This window comes from Pseudomonas sp. 9AZ, assembly GCF_902506525.1.
GTDB classification, from domain to species: domain Bacteria; phylum Pseudomonadota; class Gammaproteobacteria; order Pseudomonadales; family Pseudomonadaceae; genus Aquipseudomonas; species Aquipseudomonas peli.
In genome coordinates this window covers 197191-210690 of the sequence record NZ_LR733840.1, presented here as the reverse complement: position 1 = coordinate 210690, position 13500 = coordinate 197191, and the positions used below count along the sequence as shown (strand labels likewise).

The following is a 13500-nucleotide window of genomic DNA, read 5'->3' as shown; positions in this document are numbered from 1 at the left end:
ATAAAATCAGGAATGCCGCATGAGTCTGCCTCCTAACTTGGGCCCGCGTAACGGAATTTTGTCGCTGACAATCAAGGACAAATCCGTGCTCTATGCCGCTTACATGCCCTTTATCAAGAACGGCGGCCTGTTTATTCCAACCAACAAGAGCTACAAGCTCGGTGATGAAGTGTTCATGCTGCTCAACCTGATGGATGAGCCGGAAAAGATTCCGGTCGCCGGCAAGGTGGTGTGGATTACGCCAAAAGGTGCGCAAGGTAACCGCGCTGCCGGTGTGGGTGTGCAGTTCAATGATGGCGACAACACCGCGCGCAACAAGATCGAAACCTACCTGGCCGGTGCGCTGACGTCGGATCGTCCGACTCACACCATGTAACTGGTTTTTCCTGCGTATCACGGTGCCCGCTTTGCGGCACCGATTATCAAGTGATTGTTCCCCATGCTGGTTGATTCCCACTGTCACCTTGACCGCCTTGATCTGGCCGCCCATGGCGGTTCACTCGATGCGGCGCTGGATGCTGCGCGGGCGCGCGGCGTTGGTCATTTCCTGTGCATCGGCGTCAGCGCTGACAATGCCGCTGCCGTCAAAGGCTTGGCTGAGCGCTATGCCGATGTCGATTGCTCGGTCGGTGTTCACCCGCTGGACCTTGAACCCGGTGCGGCGCCTGCGTTGGATTGGCTGCTCGGCGAATTGAACCACCCGCAGGTGGTGGCCATCGGCGAAACCGGCCTGGACTATCACTACGAGCCTGAGTCTGCGGCGCTGCAACAAACGTCATTTCGTTTGCACCTGGATGCGGCGCGGATCACCGGTAAACCGGTGATCGTGCATACCCGCGAAGCGCGCGCCGACACCCTGGCGCTGCTGCGCGAAGCGGCGTTGCCGCAAGCCGGCGTGCTGCACTGCTTTACCGAAGACTGGGAAATGGCCAAGGCCGCGCTGGATATCGGCTTTTATATTTCGCTGTCCGGAATTGTCACTTTCCGCAATGCCGAGGCGCTGCGTGAAGTGGCGCGCCAGGTGCCGGTCGATCGCTTGCTGGTGGAAACCGATTCGCCCTATCTGGCGCCGATCCCGCATCGCGGTAAGCCGAACCTGCCTGAGTACGTGCGCGATGTAGCCGAGTACCTGGCGGTGCTGCGTGGCGTGAGCTTCGAGCAATTGGCGGAACAGACCACGGCCAATTTCAAGCGCCTATTTCCGCTGGCCCGTGTGGTTTGATAGCAGTTGCCATATAAAACTGCGGGCAAAAAAAACCCGGCCTCTGGGGGATGAGACCGGGTTAAGACCATTAGGAGTAAATCAAGGTACGCGGTCCACGGTACCTTGCCTGGCGGGGCGCTTGGGGGATACGCCGCACACCAGTACTCCTTAGTATTGGTGAAGATTGCCGATCGTCCAGGCCGTTTGCCGTGATTCTTAAACGGATTTGGAATACAGAGTGCGCTGCTGAGTCCTCAAGCAGTCGCCAACTGCTGCAGCAGCGCCAATGCCTCTTCAATAACCCGAGGTTCTGTGTAGAAATGAGGCGACAGGCGGATACCCGCGCCGCGTTGCGCACAGATCACCTGCTGCTGTTTCAGTTGACTGAACAACGCCGAATTGTCCCAGCCATCCAGGCTGAAGGTCAGAATTCCGGCGCGCTGCTGGCGTTCCACGGCGCTGTGCAGGTGCGCACCAGGGATTTTGCTCAGCCCATCCAGTAGCCATTGCATGCGCTCCTGCAGGGCGTTTTCGACCGCCGTCATGCCCACTTCTTCCAGCAGCGAAAGGCTGGCTTCCAGCGCCATAGCACCAAGCATGTTCGGGCTGCCGCATTCAAAACGCCGAGCGCTCTGGGCGGGTTCCCAGCTGGTGCGCTGGTAGTCGCCGGCATGTTCGAGCATATGCCAGCCGTATTCATGCAGCTTGAGCTGCGCACGCAGGTCGCTGCGGCAATAGAACACCCCAAGGCCTTCCGGGCCGAGCAACCATTTATGGCCGTCGGCCATGGCAAAGGCGCATTGGCTGGCCTGCACATCGAAGGGCAGGGCGCCGAGCTGCTGGATCGCATCGATGCACAGCAGCACGCTGCGCGCCGCGCAGCCCTGGCCTAGGCGCGGCAGATCCAAACGCAGGCCGCTGGCGTACTGCACGGCGCTGATCGCCATCAGCCGGGTGCGCGGCCCACAGGCGGCGAGCAGGGCTGCTTCGGCATCACCCTGATGCAGATTGACCTGCACGACTTCGACGCCCTGAGGTGCGAGCGCTTCCCAGACAATCCGGTTGGAGGGGAATTCTTCGTCGCTGATCACCACCTGATCGCCAGGCCGCCAATCCAGGCCGAAGGCGACAAAAGACAAAGCTTCTGAGGTGTTTTTAACCAGTGCGATATCGCTATGCGAGGGCGCGTTGAGCAAACGCTGTAGACGTTCACGCAGGCGCCGCTCGACCTGTAGCCATGCCGGGTAGTCGCGGGCGCCGGTGCGGGCGTTCTCGCTGGCGAAGCGGCTAACCGCATCGACTGCCCGTTGTGGCCAAGGAGAAACGGCTGCGTGGTTCAGATAGCGCAGGCCGGGAAGTTGCGGAAACTCGTCATGAACTGCGTACATGGTCGGATGATCCGTGCAATTTGCCGTTAGTTAGGCATAATACGCGCCTTCGTTTTTTTGACCCCGTAGTCCTTTTATGCATAAAGAACCCCGCAAGGTCCGTGAGTTTCGCCGCCGCGAACAGGAAATTCTCGACACAGCACTGAAGCTCTTCCTCGATCAGGGTGAAGACAGCGTGACTGTGGAGATGATTGCCGACACGGTTGGTATTGGCAAAGGCACCATCTACAAACACTTCAAGTCCAAGGCGGAGATCTACCTGCGCCTGATGCTCGACTATGAGCGCGATCTCAACGAGCTGCTGCACTCGGCCGATGTCGACCGTGACAAGGAAGCCCTGTCACGCGCCTACTTCGAGTTCCGCATGCGCGATCCGCAGCGCTACCGCCTGTTTGACCGCCTGGAAGAGAAGGTGGTCAAGGGTAATCAAGTGCCGGAGATGGTCGAGCAGCTGCACAAGATTCGCGCCTCCAACTTCGAGCGCCTGACCCAGCTGATCAAGGGCCGCATTGCCGAAGGCAAGCTGGAAGACGTGCCGCCGTATTTCCATTACTGCGCCGCCTGGGCGTTGGTGCACGGCGCTGTGGCGCTGTATCACTCACCGTTCTGGAGCAACGTGCTGGAAGATCAGGAAGGTTTCTTCCAGTTCCTCATGGATATCGGCGTGCGCATGGGCAATAAGCGCAAGCGTGAGGGCGATACCCCGGCTAGCTGAGGTATTCAGCGGGTGGATAACGAATCTGCTGCGTTGGCGGCGCCCCTATAATCGGCGCCTACCTTTGCTGGAGTTATGCATGATCGTTGACCGCCAGGGCAGGCGCTTTCGCAATCTGCGGATCAGCCTGACCGCCGCCTGCAACTATGCCTGCACCTACTGCGTGCCCGACGGTAAGCGGCTGGTAGCCGCTCAGGACGAGCTCTCGGCCGAGGCCATGCTGCGTGGCGTGGCCTATCTGATTGAAGCCGCCGGTATTGAGCGCTTGCGCATCACCGGCGGTGAGCCGCTGGTCAGCCCCAAACTCGACGTTTTTTTGCGCGGCGTCAGTCAGCTCGGTTTGGCCGATATCAGCTTAACCAGCAATGGCCAGCTGCTGGCGCGCAAGCTGCCGCTGCTGCTGGAATGCGGCATCCGCCGCTTGAATATTTCTCTGGACACCCTCGACGCTGCGGCATTTCGCACCATTGCCCGTGGCGGCGATCTGGCGACAGTGCTCGATGGCCTGCAGCAAGCGCGCGCGGCAGGGATGCAGATCAAGGTCAATATGGTGCCGTTGCGTGGGCAGAACCTTGATCAGGTGCTGCCACTGCTCGACTACTGCCTGGCCAATGGCTTCGAGTTGCGCTTTATCGAGCTGATGCGCATGGGCCACCTGGCCCGCGACGGCAACAGCTTCCAGCGCCAGTTTGTCGGCATGCCGGAGCTGTTGGCGCTGATCGGCAGCCGCTACGACTATATTCAGGCGCACGCGCCGCTGGATGCCACCGCGCTGCGTTTCGCCATTCCTGAAGTGGGCCACTTCGGTGTGATCGCCAATGAAAGTGTGCCGTTCTGCCGTACCTGCTCGCGGCTGCGCCTGTCCTCGACCGGCTGGCTGCATGGTTGCCTGTCATCGAGTAATCGCCACTATGTGGGCGATTTGCTCGAAAAACCGCGCCACCAGGCGTTGCCTGCGTTGCAAGGCCTGTTAGTCAAGGCGCTGGGCGACAAACAGGATCTGGCATTCTCTGGCGGCGCGACTGTGATGAAGATTATTGGCGGCTAAGATCGCCACCTGCCTTGAGTGAAGACCATGCAAGATTTCCCCATCAGCTATATCGAGCCGGTGTTCCGCCCGCCCAGCGAAGCCCATTCGCTGATCCTGCCTGTGACCAATGGTTGCTCTTGGAACAAGTGCACGTTCTGTGAAATGTACACTCAGGAACAGAAGAAATTCCGCGCCCGCGATGAGGCGCAGGTGCTCGACGAGATTCGCCTGACCGGCGAGAAGATGATCGTGCAGCGGGTTTTCCTGGCCGATGGTGACGCCTTGGTGCTGCCGACGCGGCGTTTGTTGACCATTCTGCAAGCGATTCGCGAGCACATGCCAGAAGTCGAGCGAGTGTCGAGTTACTGCCTGCCGCGCAACCTGCGCAAGAAGTCTGTGGATGAGCTCAAGGAACTGGCCGATGCCGGCCTGCGCATGGCCTATGTGGGCTGCGAGTCGGGTGATGACGAGGTGCTGGCACGGGTCAACAAAGGCGAAACCTACGAGTCGAGCCTCAGTGCGCTGGTCAAGCTTGGCCAGGCTGGCATCACCCGTTCGGTGATGATCCTCAATGGCCTCGGCGGCACAAGCTTGAGTGAGCAGCATGCGGATAATTCGGCGCGTTTGATGAATGAATCGCAGCCGGAATTTCTCTCGACCCTGGTGGTGAGTTTTCCGACTGGTGAGGCGCGGTTTCGCAAAGGGTTTGCCGACTTCCGGCCGCTCGGTCAGCAGCAGCTGTTTGTTGAAGTGGAGCGACTGCTACAGAGGTTGGAGCTGCGCGATACGGTATTCCGCAGTGACCATGCCTCCAACTATTTGGTGCTCAAGGGCACTCTTGGCGCTGACAAACAGCGTCTTCTGGCACAGGTACGGCAGGCCATCGAGCAGCCGCAACAGGCGCGGTTACGCCAGGAGTGGCAGCGCGGGCTTTGATGCGCAGCAGGTGGCGTGAAATCTGCATCTAGGCTCTATACGCCGGTTTTCTGTCACCGGCTGCGGGAGATGCGTGATGCGTAGTGTGTTGCTGATAGTCGGTGTGGTGCTGCTGAGTGGTTGCATGAAGGCCAGTGACCTGGCGGATGAGGCGATCTATCAGTTGCGTGATGTGGGCGTGCTGGATCACAGCCAGACGCGTCGGGCCAGTCCGTGGCGTCTGCAGGCTGATTCCGTCATCTACATCGCCCAAGGGCATTTTGTGCCGCCCGGTGGTGCCTATCCACGGCCTAATGTGGTGGCCGAGGAAGCCTACAAGGGCTTTGTCGAGTACTTCCCCATGGTGCGTCGCGCCAAGGCGCCATTAGGTCTGGACGAGTCCCTGGCCGAGGCGCGCGAGGCGGGTGCACATTACCTGCTGTACAGCCGTTTCGCCTATGCCGATGACCGTATCGGCACGGTGGAGGAGTGGGAGGATCAGGAGGCACTGGACCGCCTGGGCACCGATCGCGGGGTGATTCAGTTGATGCTGATCGAGACCAATACTCGCTATTTGGTCGATACCACGCGCATTCGTAGCCGCGGAGGCTTCCTCACGCTTTATGATGCCAAGCCTGAGGACTTGATTGGTCCGGCGTTGCAAGATTATGCGCGGCGTTTATTGGGTTTGGGGCGTTGAGTGATGACTGATACAGGCAAGGCCGGCGACCTGCTGGCGCAGATACCCAAAGGCGAGGGCAAGGGCTTGCCACCGGTGCACCTGTGGCACCCGGAGTTCTGTGGCGATATCGATATGCGCATTGCCCGCGATGGCACCTGGTATTACATGGGGACGCCGATTGGCCGCAAGCCAATGGTCAAGCTGTTCTCCACTATCATTCGGCGTGACGGCGACAAGTACGTGCTGGTGACGCCGTTAGAGATGGTCGGCATTCAGGTGGATGACGCGCCCTTTGTCGCGGTCAGTCTGCAGGTAGACGGTGAGGGCGAGGCGCAGGTGCTGCGCTTTGTCACCAATGTCGAGGATGAGGTGGTGGTAGGTGCCGAACACCCGCTGCGGGTCGATCTGGATGCTGTGACCGAAGAGCCGGCGCCCTATGTATTGGTACGCAGCAATCTTGAGGCGCTGATCCACCGTAATGTGTTTTATCAGCTGGTCGAGCTTGCAGTACCAGGCGAGATCAATGGCAAGACCTGGCTGGGTGTGTGGAGCCGTGGTGAGTTCTTCCCTATAGGCCCGCAGCCGGACTGATCGTCTCCTCCAGTCGTGGTTGAATTTAGCGCAATAAAAAAGGCTCCCGAGGGAGCCTTTTTTGCGTCTTACATGTTGGGGTAGTTAGGCCCGCCAGTGCCTTCAGGGGCCACCCAGTTGATGTTCTGGGCAGGGTCCTTGATGTCACAGGTTTTGCAGTGCACGCAGTTCTGCGCGTTGATCTGGAACTTCTGCTCGCCATCTTCCTTGGTGATGATTTCGTAAACGCCGGCCGGGCAGTAGCGCTGCGCCGGTTCGTCGTACATTGGCAGGTTCTTACTCAGCGGAATGCTCGGATCGGTGAGCTTCAGGTGGCAGGGTTGTTCCTCTTCATGGTTGGTGTTGGAGAGGAATACCGAGCTGAGCTTGTCGAAGCTGAGCTTGCCATCGGGTTTCGGGTAGCTGATCTTCTGCGTCTCTGCAGCCGGCTTCAAGCAGGCGTAATCCGGCTTGGTGTCGTGCAGAGTAAAGGGCAGTTTGCCGCCGAAGATGTTCTGATCCAGCCAGTTGAAGCCTGCACCCATCAATGGACCGAACTTGTGCATCGCTGGAGCGAAGTTACGGGTGCGGAACAGTTCGTCGTACAGCCAGCTGGCTTTGAATGCATCGACATAACCGGTCAGTTGATCGCCGCCTTCTTTGCCAGCAAACAGTGCATCAGCCACGGCTTCAGCAGCCAGCATGCCGGACTTCATGGCGGTGTGGCTGCCTTTGATCTTGGCCACGTTCATGGTGCCGAGGTCGCAGCCGATCAGTGCGCCGCCGTTGAAGACCATTTTAGGCAGCGAATTGATGCCGCCTTTAGCCAGGGCGCGAGCACCGTAAGCCACGCGCTTGCCGCCTTCCAGGTACTGGGCAATCACTGGGTGGTGCTTGTAGCGCTGGAACTCATCAAACGGCGACAGGTGCGGGTTGCTGTACGACAGGTCGACGATCAGACCGACTACTACCTGGTTGTTTTCCAGGTGATAGAGGAAGGAGCCGCCGGTGTTTTCTTTGGCGACAATATCCAGCGGCCAGCCAGCGGTGTGCACCACCAGGCCTTGTTCGTGCTTGGCTGGGTCGATGTCCCAGATTTCCTTGATGCCGATACCGTAATGCTGAGCGTCGGCTTCGGAATCGAGGTCGAATTTCTTGATCAGCTGCTTGCCGATATGGCCACGGCAGCCTTCGGCGAACAGGGTGTACTTGGCACGCAGTTCCATGCCTGGGGTGTAGTAACCCTCTTTCGGGTGACCTTCGCGGTCGACACCCAGATCGCCGGTGAGAATGCCGTAGACCGCGCCTTCTTCGTTGATCAGTGCTTCCTGAGCGGCGAAGCCCGGGTAGATTTCTACGCCGAGGTTTTCCGCCTGCTGCGCCAGCCAGCGGCACAGGTTGCCCAGGGAAATGATGTAGTTGCCATGGTTGTGCATGGTCTTGGGTACGAAGAAGTCCGGAACCTTGGAGGCTTTCTCGGCATTCTTGAGAACGTAAATGTCGTCACGCTTGACTGGAGTGTTCAGCGGTGCGCCGAGCTCTTTCCAATCTGGGAACAGTTCATTCAGTGCGCGCGGCTCGAACACCGCGCCTGAAAGAATGTGCGCGCCGACTTCGGAGCCTTTTTCGACCACGCAGACGCTGATTTCTTTGCCGGCCTCGGCGGCTTTCTGCTTCAGTCGGCAGGCGGCGGACAAACCAGCTGGGCCGGCGCCGACGATGACGACGTCGAATTCCATAAATTCGCGTTCCACAGGCTATCTCCTACTCAGGGCTCTCTAATTTTATTTGGCGATCGAGCTCGTTCCGTGAGCGATGCTGGCGCATTATATCCAGACCCTTCGAATGGGCCAATACAAACGTTTGTTTGAATTTTCTGTAGGGCTGTTAGAATCTTACTACATCGCTGACGATTGGCCGCTTCGTTGTATTGACCAGTCTAGGTCGTGCGGTCAAGATACGGGCGGTTTTGTGTCTGCCGTTATTGGTCGACTCCCGGTTCCGGCCGGTCTGCAGTTCCCGCCATGTTCGCTTCTGGCGACATTCTTATTCACCGGAGAGTAACGAGGAATCCATGAAGGTTCTTGTAGCTGTCAAACGAGTGGTCGACTACAACGTCAAAGTTCGCGTCAAAGCGGACAACAGCGGCGTTGATCTTGCCAACGTCAAGATGTCGATGAACCCTTTCTGCGAAATCGCCGTGGAAGAAGCTGTACGCCTGAAAGAAAAAGGCTTGGCGAGCGAGATCGTTGTCGTCACCATCGGCCCGGCCACTGCTCAAGAGCAGCTGCGTACCGCACTGGCGCTGGGTGCTGATCGTGCCATCCTGGTTGAGTCTGCCGACGAGCTGAACTCTTTGGCTGTGGCCAAACTGCTCAAAGCTGTTGTTGATAAAGAGCAGCCTCAGCTGGTCATCATGGGCAAGCAGGCCATCGACAGCGACAACAACCAGACTGGCCAGATGCTGGGCGCGCTGACTGGTTTCGGCCAGGGCACCTTCGCTTCCAAAGTGGAAGTTGCTGGTGACAAGGTCAACGTAACCCGCGAAATCGACGGTGGTCTGCAGACCGTTGCGTTGAGCCTGCCGGCCATCGTGACTACTGACCTGCGTCTGAACGAGCCGCGTTATGCGTCGCTGCCGAACATCATGAAAGCCAAGAAGAAGCCGCTGGAAACCGTTACCCCGGGCGACCTGGGTGTTTCCACCGCTTCCACCGTGAAAACCTTGAAAGTCGAAGCGCCTGCTACTCGTAGCGCCGGCATCAAGGTCAAGTCCGTGGCTGAACTGGTCGAGAAACTGAAGAACGAGGCGAAGGTAATCTAAATGACTATCCTGGTTATCGCTGAACACACCAATGCCGCCCTGGCTCCCGCCACGCTGAACACTGTTGCAGCTGCCGCGAAGATCGGTGGTGACATCCACGTTCTGGTAGCCGGCTCCGCGTGCGGCGCTGCTGCCGATGCTGCTGGCAAGATTGCTGGCGTGGCCAAAGTACTGGTTGCTGACAACGCTGCTTTCGCGCATCAGCTGCCGGAAAACGTTGCGCCGCTGGTTGCCGAACTGGGCAAGGGCTACAGCCACATCCTGGCTGCTGCTACCAGCAATGGTAAGAACATCCTGCCGCGCGTTGCCGCTGCGCTGGACGTTGATCAGATCTCGGAAATCATCGCTGTTGAAAGCGCTGACACTTTCAAGCGTCCGATCTATGCCGGTAACGCCATCGCTACTGTGCAGTCTTCCGCTGCCGTTAAAGTGATCACCGTGCGTGCCACTGGTTTCGACCCGGTTGCTGCTGAAGGCGGTTCTGCTGCCGTTGAAGCCGTTGGCGGCGCAGCTGACGCTGGCAAATCGGCTTTCGTCGGTGAAGAACTGGCTAAGTCTGATCGTCCTGAACTGACCGCTGCCAAGATCGTCGTTTCCGGCGGCCGCGGTATGCAGAACGGTGACAACTTCAAGCACCTCTACGCTCTGGCTGACAAGCTGGGCGCCGCTGTTGGTGCCTCGCGCGCAGCAGTTGACGCCGGTTTCGTGCCGAACGACATGCAGGTCGGTCAGACCGGTAAGATCGTTGCCCCGCAGCTGTACATCGCCGTCGGTATCTCCGGCGCGATCCAGCACCTGGCCGGTATGAAAGACTCCAAAGTGATCGTTGCGATCAACAAGGACGAAGAAGCGCCGATCTTCCAGGTGGCTGATTACGGCCTGGTCGCTGACCTGTTCGAAGCTGTGCCTGAGCTGGAGAAACTGGTTTAAGCCGGTTTCCCTAGTGCAGAAGAAACCCGCTCATCGAGCGGGTTTTTTTATGCCCGCTCTTTCGCGTTAGTTCTGCTGGGCCTGGAGAAAGGCTCGGTAGTGTTCGGCGGTTTCCTGGGGGCGTTCGATCATCGGCGCATGGCCCGTATCCGCCATGATGGTCACGCTGGGTTTGCGCAGCAGCGGTTGCATGACCTCGATGCTGGAGACGTGCAAGGCCCGATCTTCGGCGCCCCAGATGATCAGCGTCGGCGCTTGGATCTTCGGTAGTTCAGGCTCCAGCGGGATATAGCGCTCGATCAAATGGACAAATACCTGGTCGTAGTGGGCGCTGTTGGCGATGGCCTGCTCGGCGAAATAGCGCTTGAGCGATTCTGTCAGGTAGGGCGGCTGCACGAAGATGAAGTCCAATAGGCGCTGAAAGTCCTCAGGGCGTTTCACCACCAGAGGATTAGGCTCGCCGTGCTGTAACCGTTGCATCAGTTCGCTGGGGTGTGGCGATGTGATGCCGGCGTTGTCGAGTAACGCCAGAGATAAAGTTCTATGCGGGTAGCGTGCGGCATACAGAGCGCTGATATGCCCACCCATGGAGTTGCCGATCAGGTGCAGCTGCTCAATTCCCAGTGCATCAATCACGCTGGCCAGTCGCTCGGTCTGGGTGCCTACGTCGTAGCTGCCAGCAGGTTTATCGCTGGCGCCGAAACCTGGCAAGTCGAGGGCTATAACGCGGTAATCCTGGCTGAGGTAGCGGGCGAAGCGCAGCCAGTTGTCCTTGTTGGCAGCAAAGCCATGCACCATCAGGATGGTTTGTGCGCTGCTTGGGCCGCCCTCGTAGTAATGAATGTTAAGATCGCCCACGCTGATTTGTTTAAGGCTCAGCCCGGCACGCTGCCGTTCCACCAGTTGTAGGGTCGTTAACAAGGCGGCAGGCGACAGGTAGAGCTGGGCGGCACTGCCTGCGAACAGCAGCATCAATGCGGCGATCAGTTTTTTCATGGCTAGTCTTTATCGCGAATTTGTATGAATGCGTATTAAGCTAGCATGATTCAGAAATCCCCCCGATGTGTGGCCGCAGACGCCCATCCAAGGTTAAGTCGAGAAGTCGCCAATGCTTGAGCGTGGTTTTTATAGGTCGGTTCTTCAAGTGTTCGCTTTATTGCTGATGCCAGCGTTTGCCGTGGCCGCAGGCAAGTGCGAGCGCCTGGTGGCGACGGGTAATCCGGAGTACCCGCCATATCTGTGGCGTGATCCGCAGAACCCCCAGCAACTGATTGGCGCCAATGCCGATCTGTTGCAACACCTGGCCAAAGAGCTGGGCGTGGTCGTGGATATCATCTACACCGGGCCCTGGTCGCGGGCTCAGGATGAGGTGCGCACCGGGCGTGTTGACCTGATTGCCGGTGCATTTCTGACGCTGCCGCGCCTAGAAAGCATGGACTATGTGCACCCCGCGTTCTATTTCACCCCCAGCGTGGTGTGGGTACATCGCGGTGCTGAGTTCCCCTATGCCGGCTGGGATGACCTGCGCAATCGAACAGGCGATACCTTGGTCAATAACAGCTTTGGTCAGACCTTTGATGCCTACGCCAAGAGCAACTTGACGTTGGAAGGCGTTGCCAGCTTGACCCAGGCGTTCCAGAAGCTTTTGCTGGGGCGCACCGACTACGTGCTGTATGAGCGTTATCCGGGGCAGGCGCTGGCTGATAGTCTCGGCATGCAAGACGATTTGCTGGTGCTTGATCCGCCGATCTCCAGTGAAGGCTTATACCTGACGCTGTCGCATAACTCGGCCTGCAATGACGCGTGGCTGCGCGGCATGCTGGCGAAGAAAATGAACGAGGCAGTTGCCAGTGGTTTGCCGGACGATTTGCTGCAGCGCAATCTACAGCGCTGGAAAGATCAACAGCTCACACCCAGTGCTGACACTGAACAGTAGGGAATACCTGTGATTTATCGACGTATCTGCGCGGCCTTGCTGCCGCTCATGCTCAGCGCTTGTGCATCCGACCCTGCGCCTAACGAGCAGCTTCGCTTGACCGAGCAAGCCCTCAGCCAGGCCAAGGCATTGGGTATGGCCGCCGAACAATCGGCCTCATTACGCCTGGCCGAGGAAAAGCTTTTGTTGGCGCAAACCGCCATGGCCGACGAGGATTACAAGCAAGCGCGGGTGCATGCCGAGCAGGCTGAGTTGGACGCACGTCTGGCCGAAGCGGAACATCTGACCGGAAAAAGTCAGCAGCAATTAGCCGAATTGAGCAACGCCATCAATCGTTTGCGCAAGCAGCTGGGAGGCTTGCAATGAAGCCTATTCTGCTCAGCCTATTAGGACTTGCCGCGGCCGTGTTGTTGGCAGGCTGTGCGTCATCGCATAACTCCAGTGATCAGGCTCTGCAGGCCGCGCATACGGCCTTTCAGCAGGTCAAAGAAGATGCCGATGTGTTGCGCAGCGCACCCAAGGACCTGATTCGCGCGGGCGAGTCGTTGGCCAAAGCCGATCGCCTGTCGAGCTACTGGGGCAGTACCGATGATGTCAGCCATTATGCTTACCTCAGTCAGCAGTACAGTGCGATTGCCAAGCAGAAGAGCGCGCTTAATCTGAACCAGGAGCGTGCAGTCAAATTGGAGCTGGAACGCCAGCGCCTACAGTTGGCCTTGCGTGAAGCCAAGCTGCTCAGCGTGCAGGATCAGAGCAACTGGCTTGAGGAACAGATGGTGAGCCTGGCGACGATTCAGAGCGAACGTGGCCTGGTGATGACCCTGGGCGATGTGCTGTTCGATGCTGGCCACAGTGACCTCAAGGCGTCGGCCAATCGCACCGTGTTGAAGCTGGTGCAGTTCCTTCAGCTTAACCCTCGACGCGTCGTGCGCATCGAGGGCTATACCGACAGCCGCGGCGATGCTCAGGAAAATCTTGAACTGTCTCGCGCACGCGCTCAGGTCGTGGCCGATGTGTTGGTCGATCTGGGCATTGATGCCAAGCGTATCGAAGTACAGGGCCATGGCGAGAGCTTCCCGGTCACCGAAAACGCCTCGGCAAAAGGTCGGGTGCAGAACCGCCGGGTGGAGATCGTGTTCTCTGATGAGCAAGGTAACTTAGGCTCGTCACGCTAAGCTTTCTGCCGTTAAAAGCCTCGGTTAGCCGGGGCTTTTTATTGCCTGCTATTTGGGTGAGTTAACGACTACGGGGTGTCTTCAGGTGCAGTTGCACAATCCGCACAATGAATGATTGAACCGTTACAGTC

Annotated in this window: 15 protein-coding genes; 12 read left to right on the top strand and 3 right to left on the bottom strand. The window is 58.5% G+C overall.

Features of this window, described 5'->3' with window-relative positions; genetic code table 11:
* Nucleotides 1-19: 19 nt before the first annotated feature.
* Nucleotides 20-376 carry a PilZ domain-containing protein gene (locus tag ALTER154_RS01095; protein ID WP_090238100.1) on the top strand — a complete coding sequence of 119 codons (357 nt, stop codon included), beginning with the start codon at nucleotides 20-22 and terminating at the stop codon, nucleotides 374-376.
* Nucleotides 377-439: 63 nt separating this feature from the next.
* Entirely contained in the window at nucleotides 440-1222 is a 783-nt protein-coding gene (locus ALTER154_RS01090) for a TatD family hydrolase (RefSeq protein WP_160084900.1), read from the top strand.
* A gap of 236 nt (nucleotides 1223-1458) precedes the next feature.
* Here ALTER154_RS01090 and ALTER154_RS01085 read toward each other — a convergent pair whose 3' ends face one another.
* Complete coding sequence (locus ALTER154_RS01085; protein WP_160084899.1) at nucleotides 1459-2592, bottom strand: aminotransferase class V-fold PLP-dependent enzyme; 1134 nt, start codon at nucleotides 2590-2592, stop codon at nucleotides 1459-1461.
* A 76-nt stretch (nucleotides 2593-2668) separates the two neighbouring features.
* On the opposite strand from ALTER154_RS01085, the gene ALTER154_RS01080 reads away from it, so the two are divergent.
* From ALTER154_RS01080 to ALTER154_RS01060, 5 genes are all read left to right on the top strand, one after another.
* Nucleotides 2669-3307, top strand: coding sequence for a TetR/AcrR family transcriptional regulator (locus ALTER154_RS01080; protein WP_090247979.1), 639 nt, complete (start codon nucleotides 2669-2671; stop codon nucleotides 3305-3307).
* 79 nt (nucleotides 3308-3386) lie between these two features.
* Nucleotides 3387-4355, top strand: coding sequence for a GTP 3',8-cyclase MoaA (locus ALTER154_RS01075; protein ID WP_160084898.1), 969 nt, complete (start codon nucleotides 3387-3389; stop codon nucleotides 4353-4355).
* A 27-nt stretch (nucleotides 4356-4382) separates the two neighbouring features.
* Complete coding sequence (locus tag ALTER154_RS01070; protein ID WP_160084897.1) at nucleotides 4383-5273, top strand: radical SAM protein; 891 nt, start codon at nucleotides 4383-4385, stop codon at nucleotides 5271-5273.
* Nucleotides 5274-5349: 76 nt separating this feature from the next.
* On the top strand, nucleotides 5350-5952 hold the full coding sequence (locus tag ALTER154_RS01065) for a DUF4823 domain-containing protein (RefSeq protein WP_160084896.1): 603 nt from the start codon (nucleotides 5350-5352) through the stop codon (nucleotides 5950-5952).
* A gap of 3 nt (nucleotides 5953-5955) precedes the next feature.
* On the top strand, nucleotides 5956-6525 hold the full coding sequence (locus ALTER154_RS01060) for a DUF1285 domain-containing protein (RefSeq protein ID WP_160084895.1): 570 nt from the start codon (nucleotides 5956-5958) through the stop codon (nucleotides 6523-6525).
* Nucleotides 6526-6593: 68 nt separating this feature from the next.
* Here ALTER154_RS01060 and ALTER154_RS01055 read toward each other — a convergent pair whose 3' ends face one another.
* Complete coding sequence (locus ALTER154_RS01055; protein WP_160084894.1) at nucleotides 6594-8258, bottom strand: electron transfer flavoprotein-ubiquinone oxidoreductase; 1665 nt, start codon at nucleotides 8256-8258, stop codon at nucleotides 6594-6596.
* A gap of 320 nt (nucleotides 8259-8578) precedes the next feature.
* Between ALTER154_RS01055 and ALTER154_RS01050 the strand changes: the two genes are divergently transcribed.
* Both ALTER154_RS01050 and ALTER154_RS01045 read left to right on the top strand, forming a co-directional pair.
* Nucleotides 8579-9328: an electron transfer flavoprotein subunit beta/FixA family protein gene (locus tag ALTER154_RS01050; protein ID WP_160084893.1), complete on the top strand. Its 750-nt coding sequence runs from the start codon at nucleotides 8579-8581 to the stop codon at nucleotides 9326-9328.
* Entirely contained in the window at nucleotides 9329-10258 is a 930-nt protein-coding gene (locus ALTER154_RS01045) for an electron transfer flavoprotein subunit alpha/FixB family protein (protein ID WP_090247967.1), read from the top strand.
* A gap of 66 nt (nucleotides 10259-10324) precedes the next feature.
* Here ALTER154_RS01045 and ALTER154_RS01040 read toward each other — a convergent pair whose 3' ends face one another.
* Entirely contained in the window at nucleotides 10325-11254 is a 930-nt protein-coding gene (locus tag ALTER154_RS01040; RefSeq protein WP_160084892.1) for an alpha/beta fold hydrolase, read from the bottom strand.
* A gap of 112 nt (nucleotides 11255-11366) precedes the next feature.
* Between ALTER154_RS01040 and ALTER154_RS01035 the strand changes: the two genes are divergently transcribed.
* Genes ALTER154_RS01035 through ALTER154_RS01025 form a run of 3 tightly spaced genes read left to right on the top strand, consistent with a single transcriptional unit; the run spans nucleotide 11367 to nucleotide 13369 of the window.
* Nucleotides 11367-12194 (top strand): ABC transporter substrate-binding protein, encoded by an 828-nt coding sequence (locus tag ALTER154_RS01035; protein ID WP_160084891.1) that lies wholly within the window; start codon nucleotides 11367-11369, stop codon nucleotides 12192-12194.
* Nucleotides 12195-12203: 9 nt separating this feature from the next.
* Nucleotides 12204-12560, top strand: coding sequence for a DUF4398 domain-containing protein (locus ALTER154_RS01030; RefSeq protein ID WP_256665362.1), 357 nt, complete (start codon nucleotides 12204-12206; stop codon nucleotides 12558-12560).
* On the top strand, nucleotides 12557-13369 hold the full coding sequence (locus tag ALTER154_RS01025; protein WP_160084890.1) for an OmpA family protein: 813 nt from the start codon (nucleotides 12557-12559) through the stop codon (nucleotides 13367-13369). The genes ALTER154_RS01030 and ALTER154_RS01025 overlap by 4 nt, the downstream gene beginning before the upstream one ends.
* Nucleotides 13370-13500: the final 131 nt, after the last annotated feature.

Excerpts from the sequence above, each read along its gene's own strand:
- ALTER154_RS01060 (WP_160084895.1), top strand. The coding sequence starts at position 5,956 with ATGACTGATACAGGCAAGGCCGGCGACCTGCTGGCGCAGATACCCAAA.
- ALTER154_RS01040 (WP_160084892.1), bottom strand. The coding sequence starts at position 11,254 with ATGAAAAAACTGATCGCCGCATTGATGCTGCTGTTCGCAGGCAGTGCC.
- ALTER154_RS01075 (WP_160084898.1), top strand. The coding sequence starts at position 3,387 with ATGATCGTTGACCGCCAGGGCAGGCGCTTTCGCAATCTGCGGATCAGC.
- ALTER154_RS01050 (WP_160084893.1), top strand. The coding sequence starts at position 8,579 with ATGAAGGTTCTTGTAGCTGTCAAACGAGTGGTCGACTACAACGTCAAA.
- ALTER154_RS01045 (WP_090247967.1), top strand. The coding sequence starts at position 9,329 with ATGACTATCCTGGTTATCGCTGAACACACCAATGCCGCCCTGGCTCCC.
- ALTER154_RS01080 (WP_090247979.1), top strand. The coding sequence starts at position 2,669 with ATGCATAAAGAACCCCGCAAGGTCCGTGAGTTTCGCCGCCGCGAACAG.
- ALTER154_RS01095 (WP_090238100.1), top strand. The coding sequence starts at position 20 with ATGAGTCTGCCTCCTAACTTGGGCCCGCGTAACGGAATTTTGTCGCTG.
- ALTER154_RS01070 (WP_160084897.1), top strand. The coding sequence starts at position 4,383 with ATGCAAGATTTCCCCATCAGCTATATCGAGCCGGTGTTCCGCCCGCCC.
- ALTER154_RS01065 (WP_160084896.1), top strand. The coding sequence starts at position 5,350 with ATGCGTAGTGTGTTGCTGATAGTCGGTGTGGTGCTGCTGAGTGGTTGC.
- ALTER154_RS01085 (WP_160084899.1), bottom strand. The coding sequence starts at position 2,592 with ATGTACGCAGTTCATGACGAGTTTCCGCAACTTCCCGGCCTGCGCTAT.
- ALTER154_RS01035 (WP_160084891.1), top strand. The coding sequence starts at position 11,367 with ATGCTTGAGCGTGGTTTTTATAGGTCGGTTCTTCAAGTGTTCGCTTTA.
- ALTER154_RS01025 (WP_160084890.1), top strand. The coding sequence starts at position 12,557 with ATGAAGCCTATTCTGCTCAGCCTATTAGGACTTGCCGCGGCCGTGTTG.
- ALTER154_RS01090 (WP_160084900.1), top strand. The coding sequence starts at position 440 with ATGCTGGTTGATTCCCACTGTCACCTTGACCGCCTTGATCTGGCCGCC.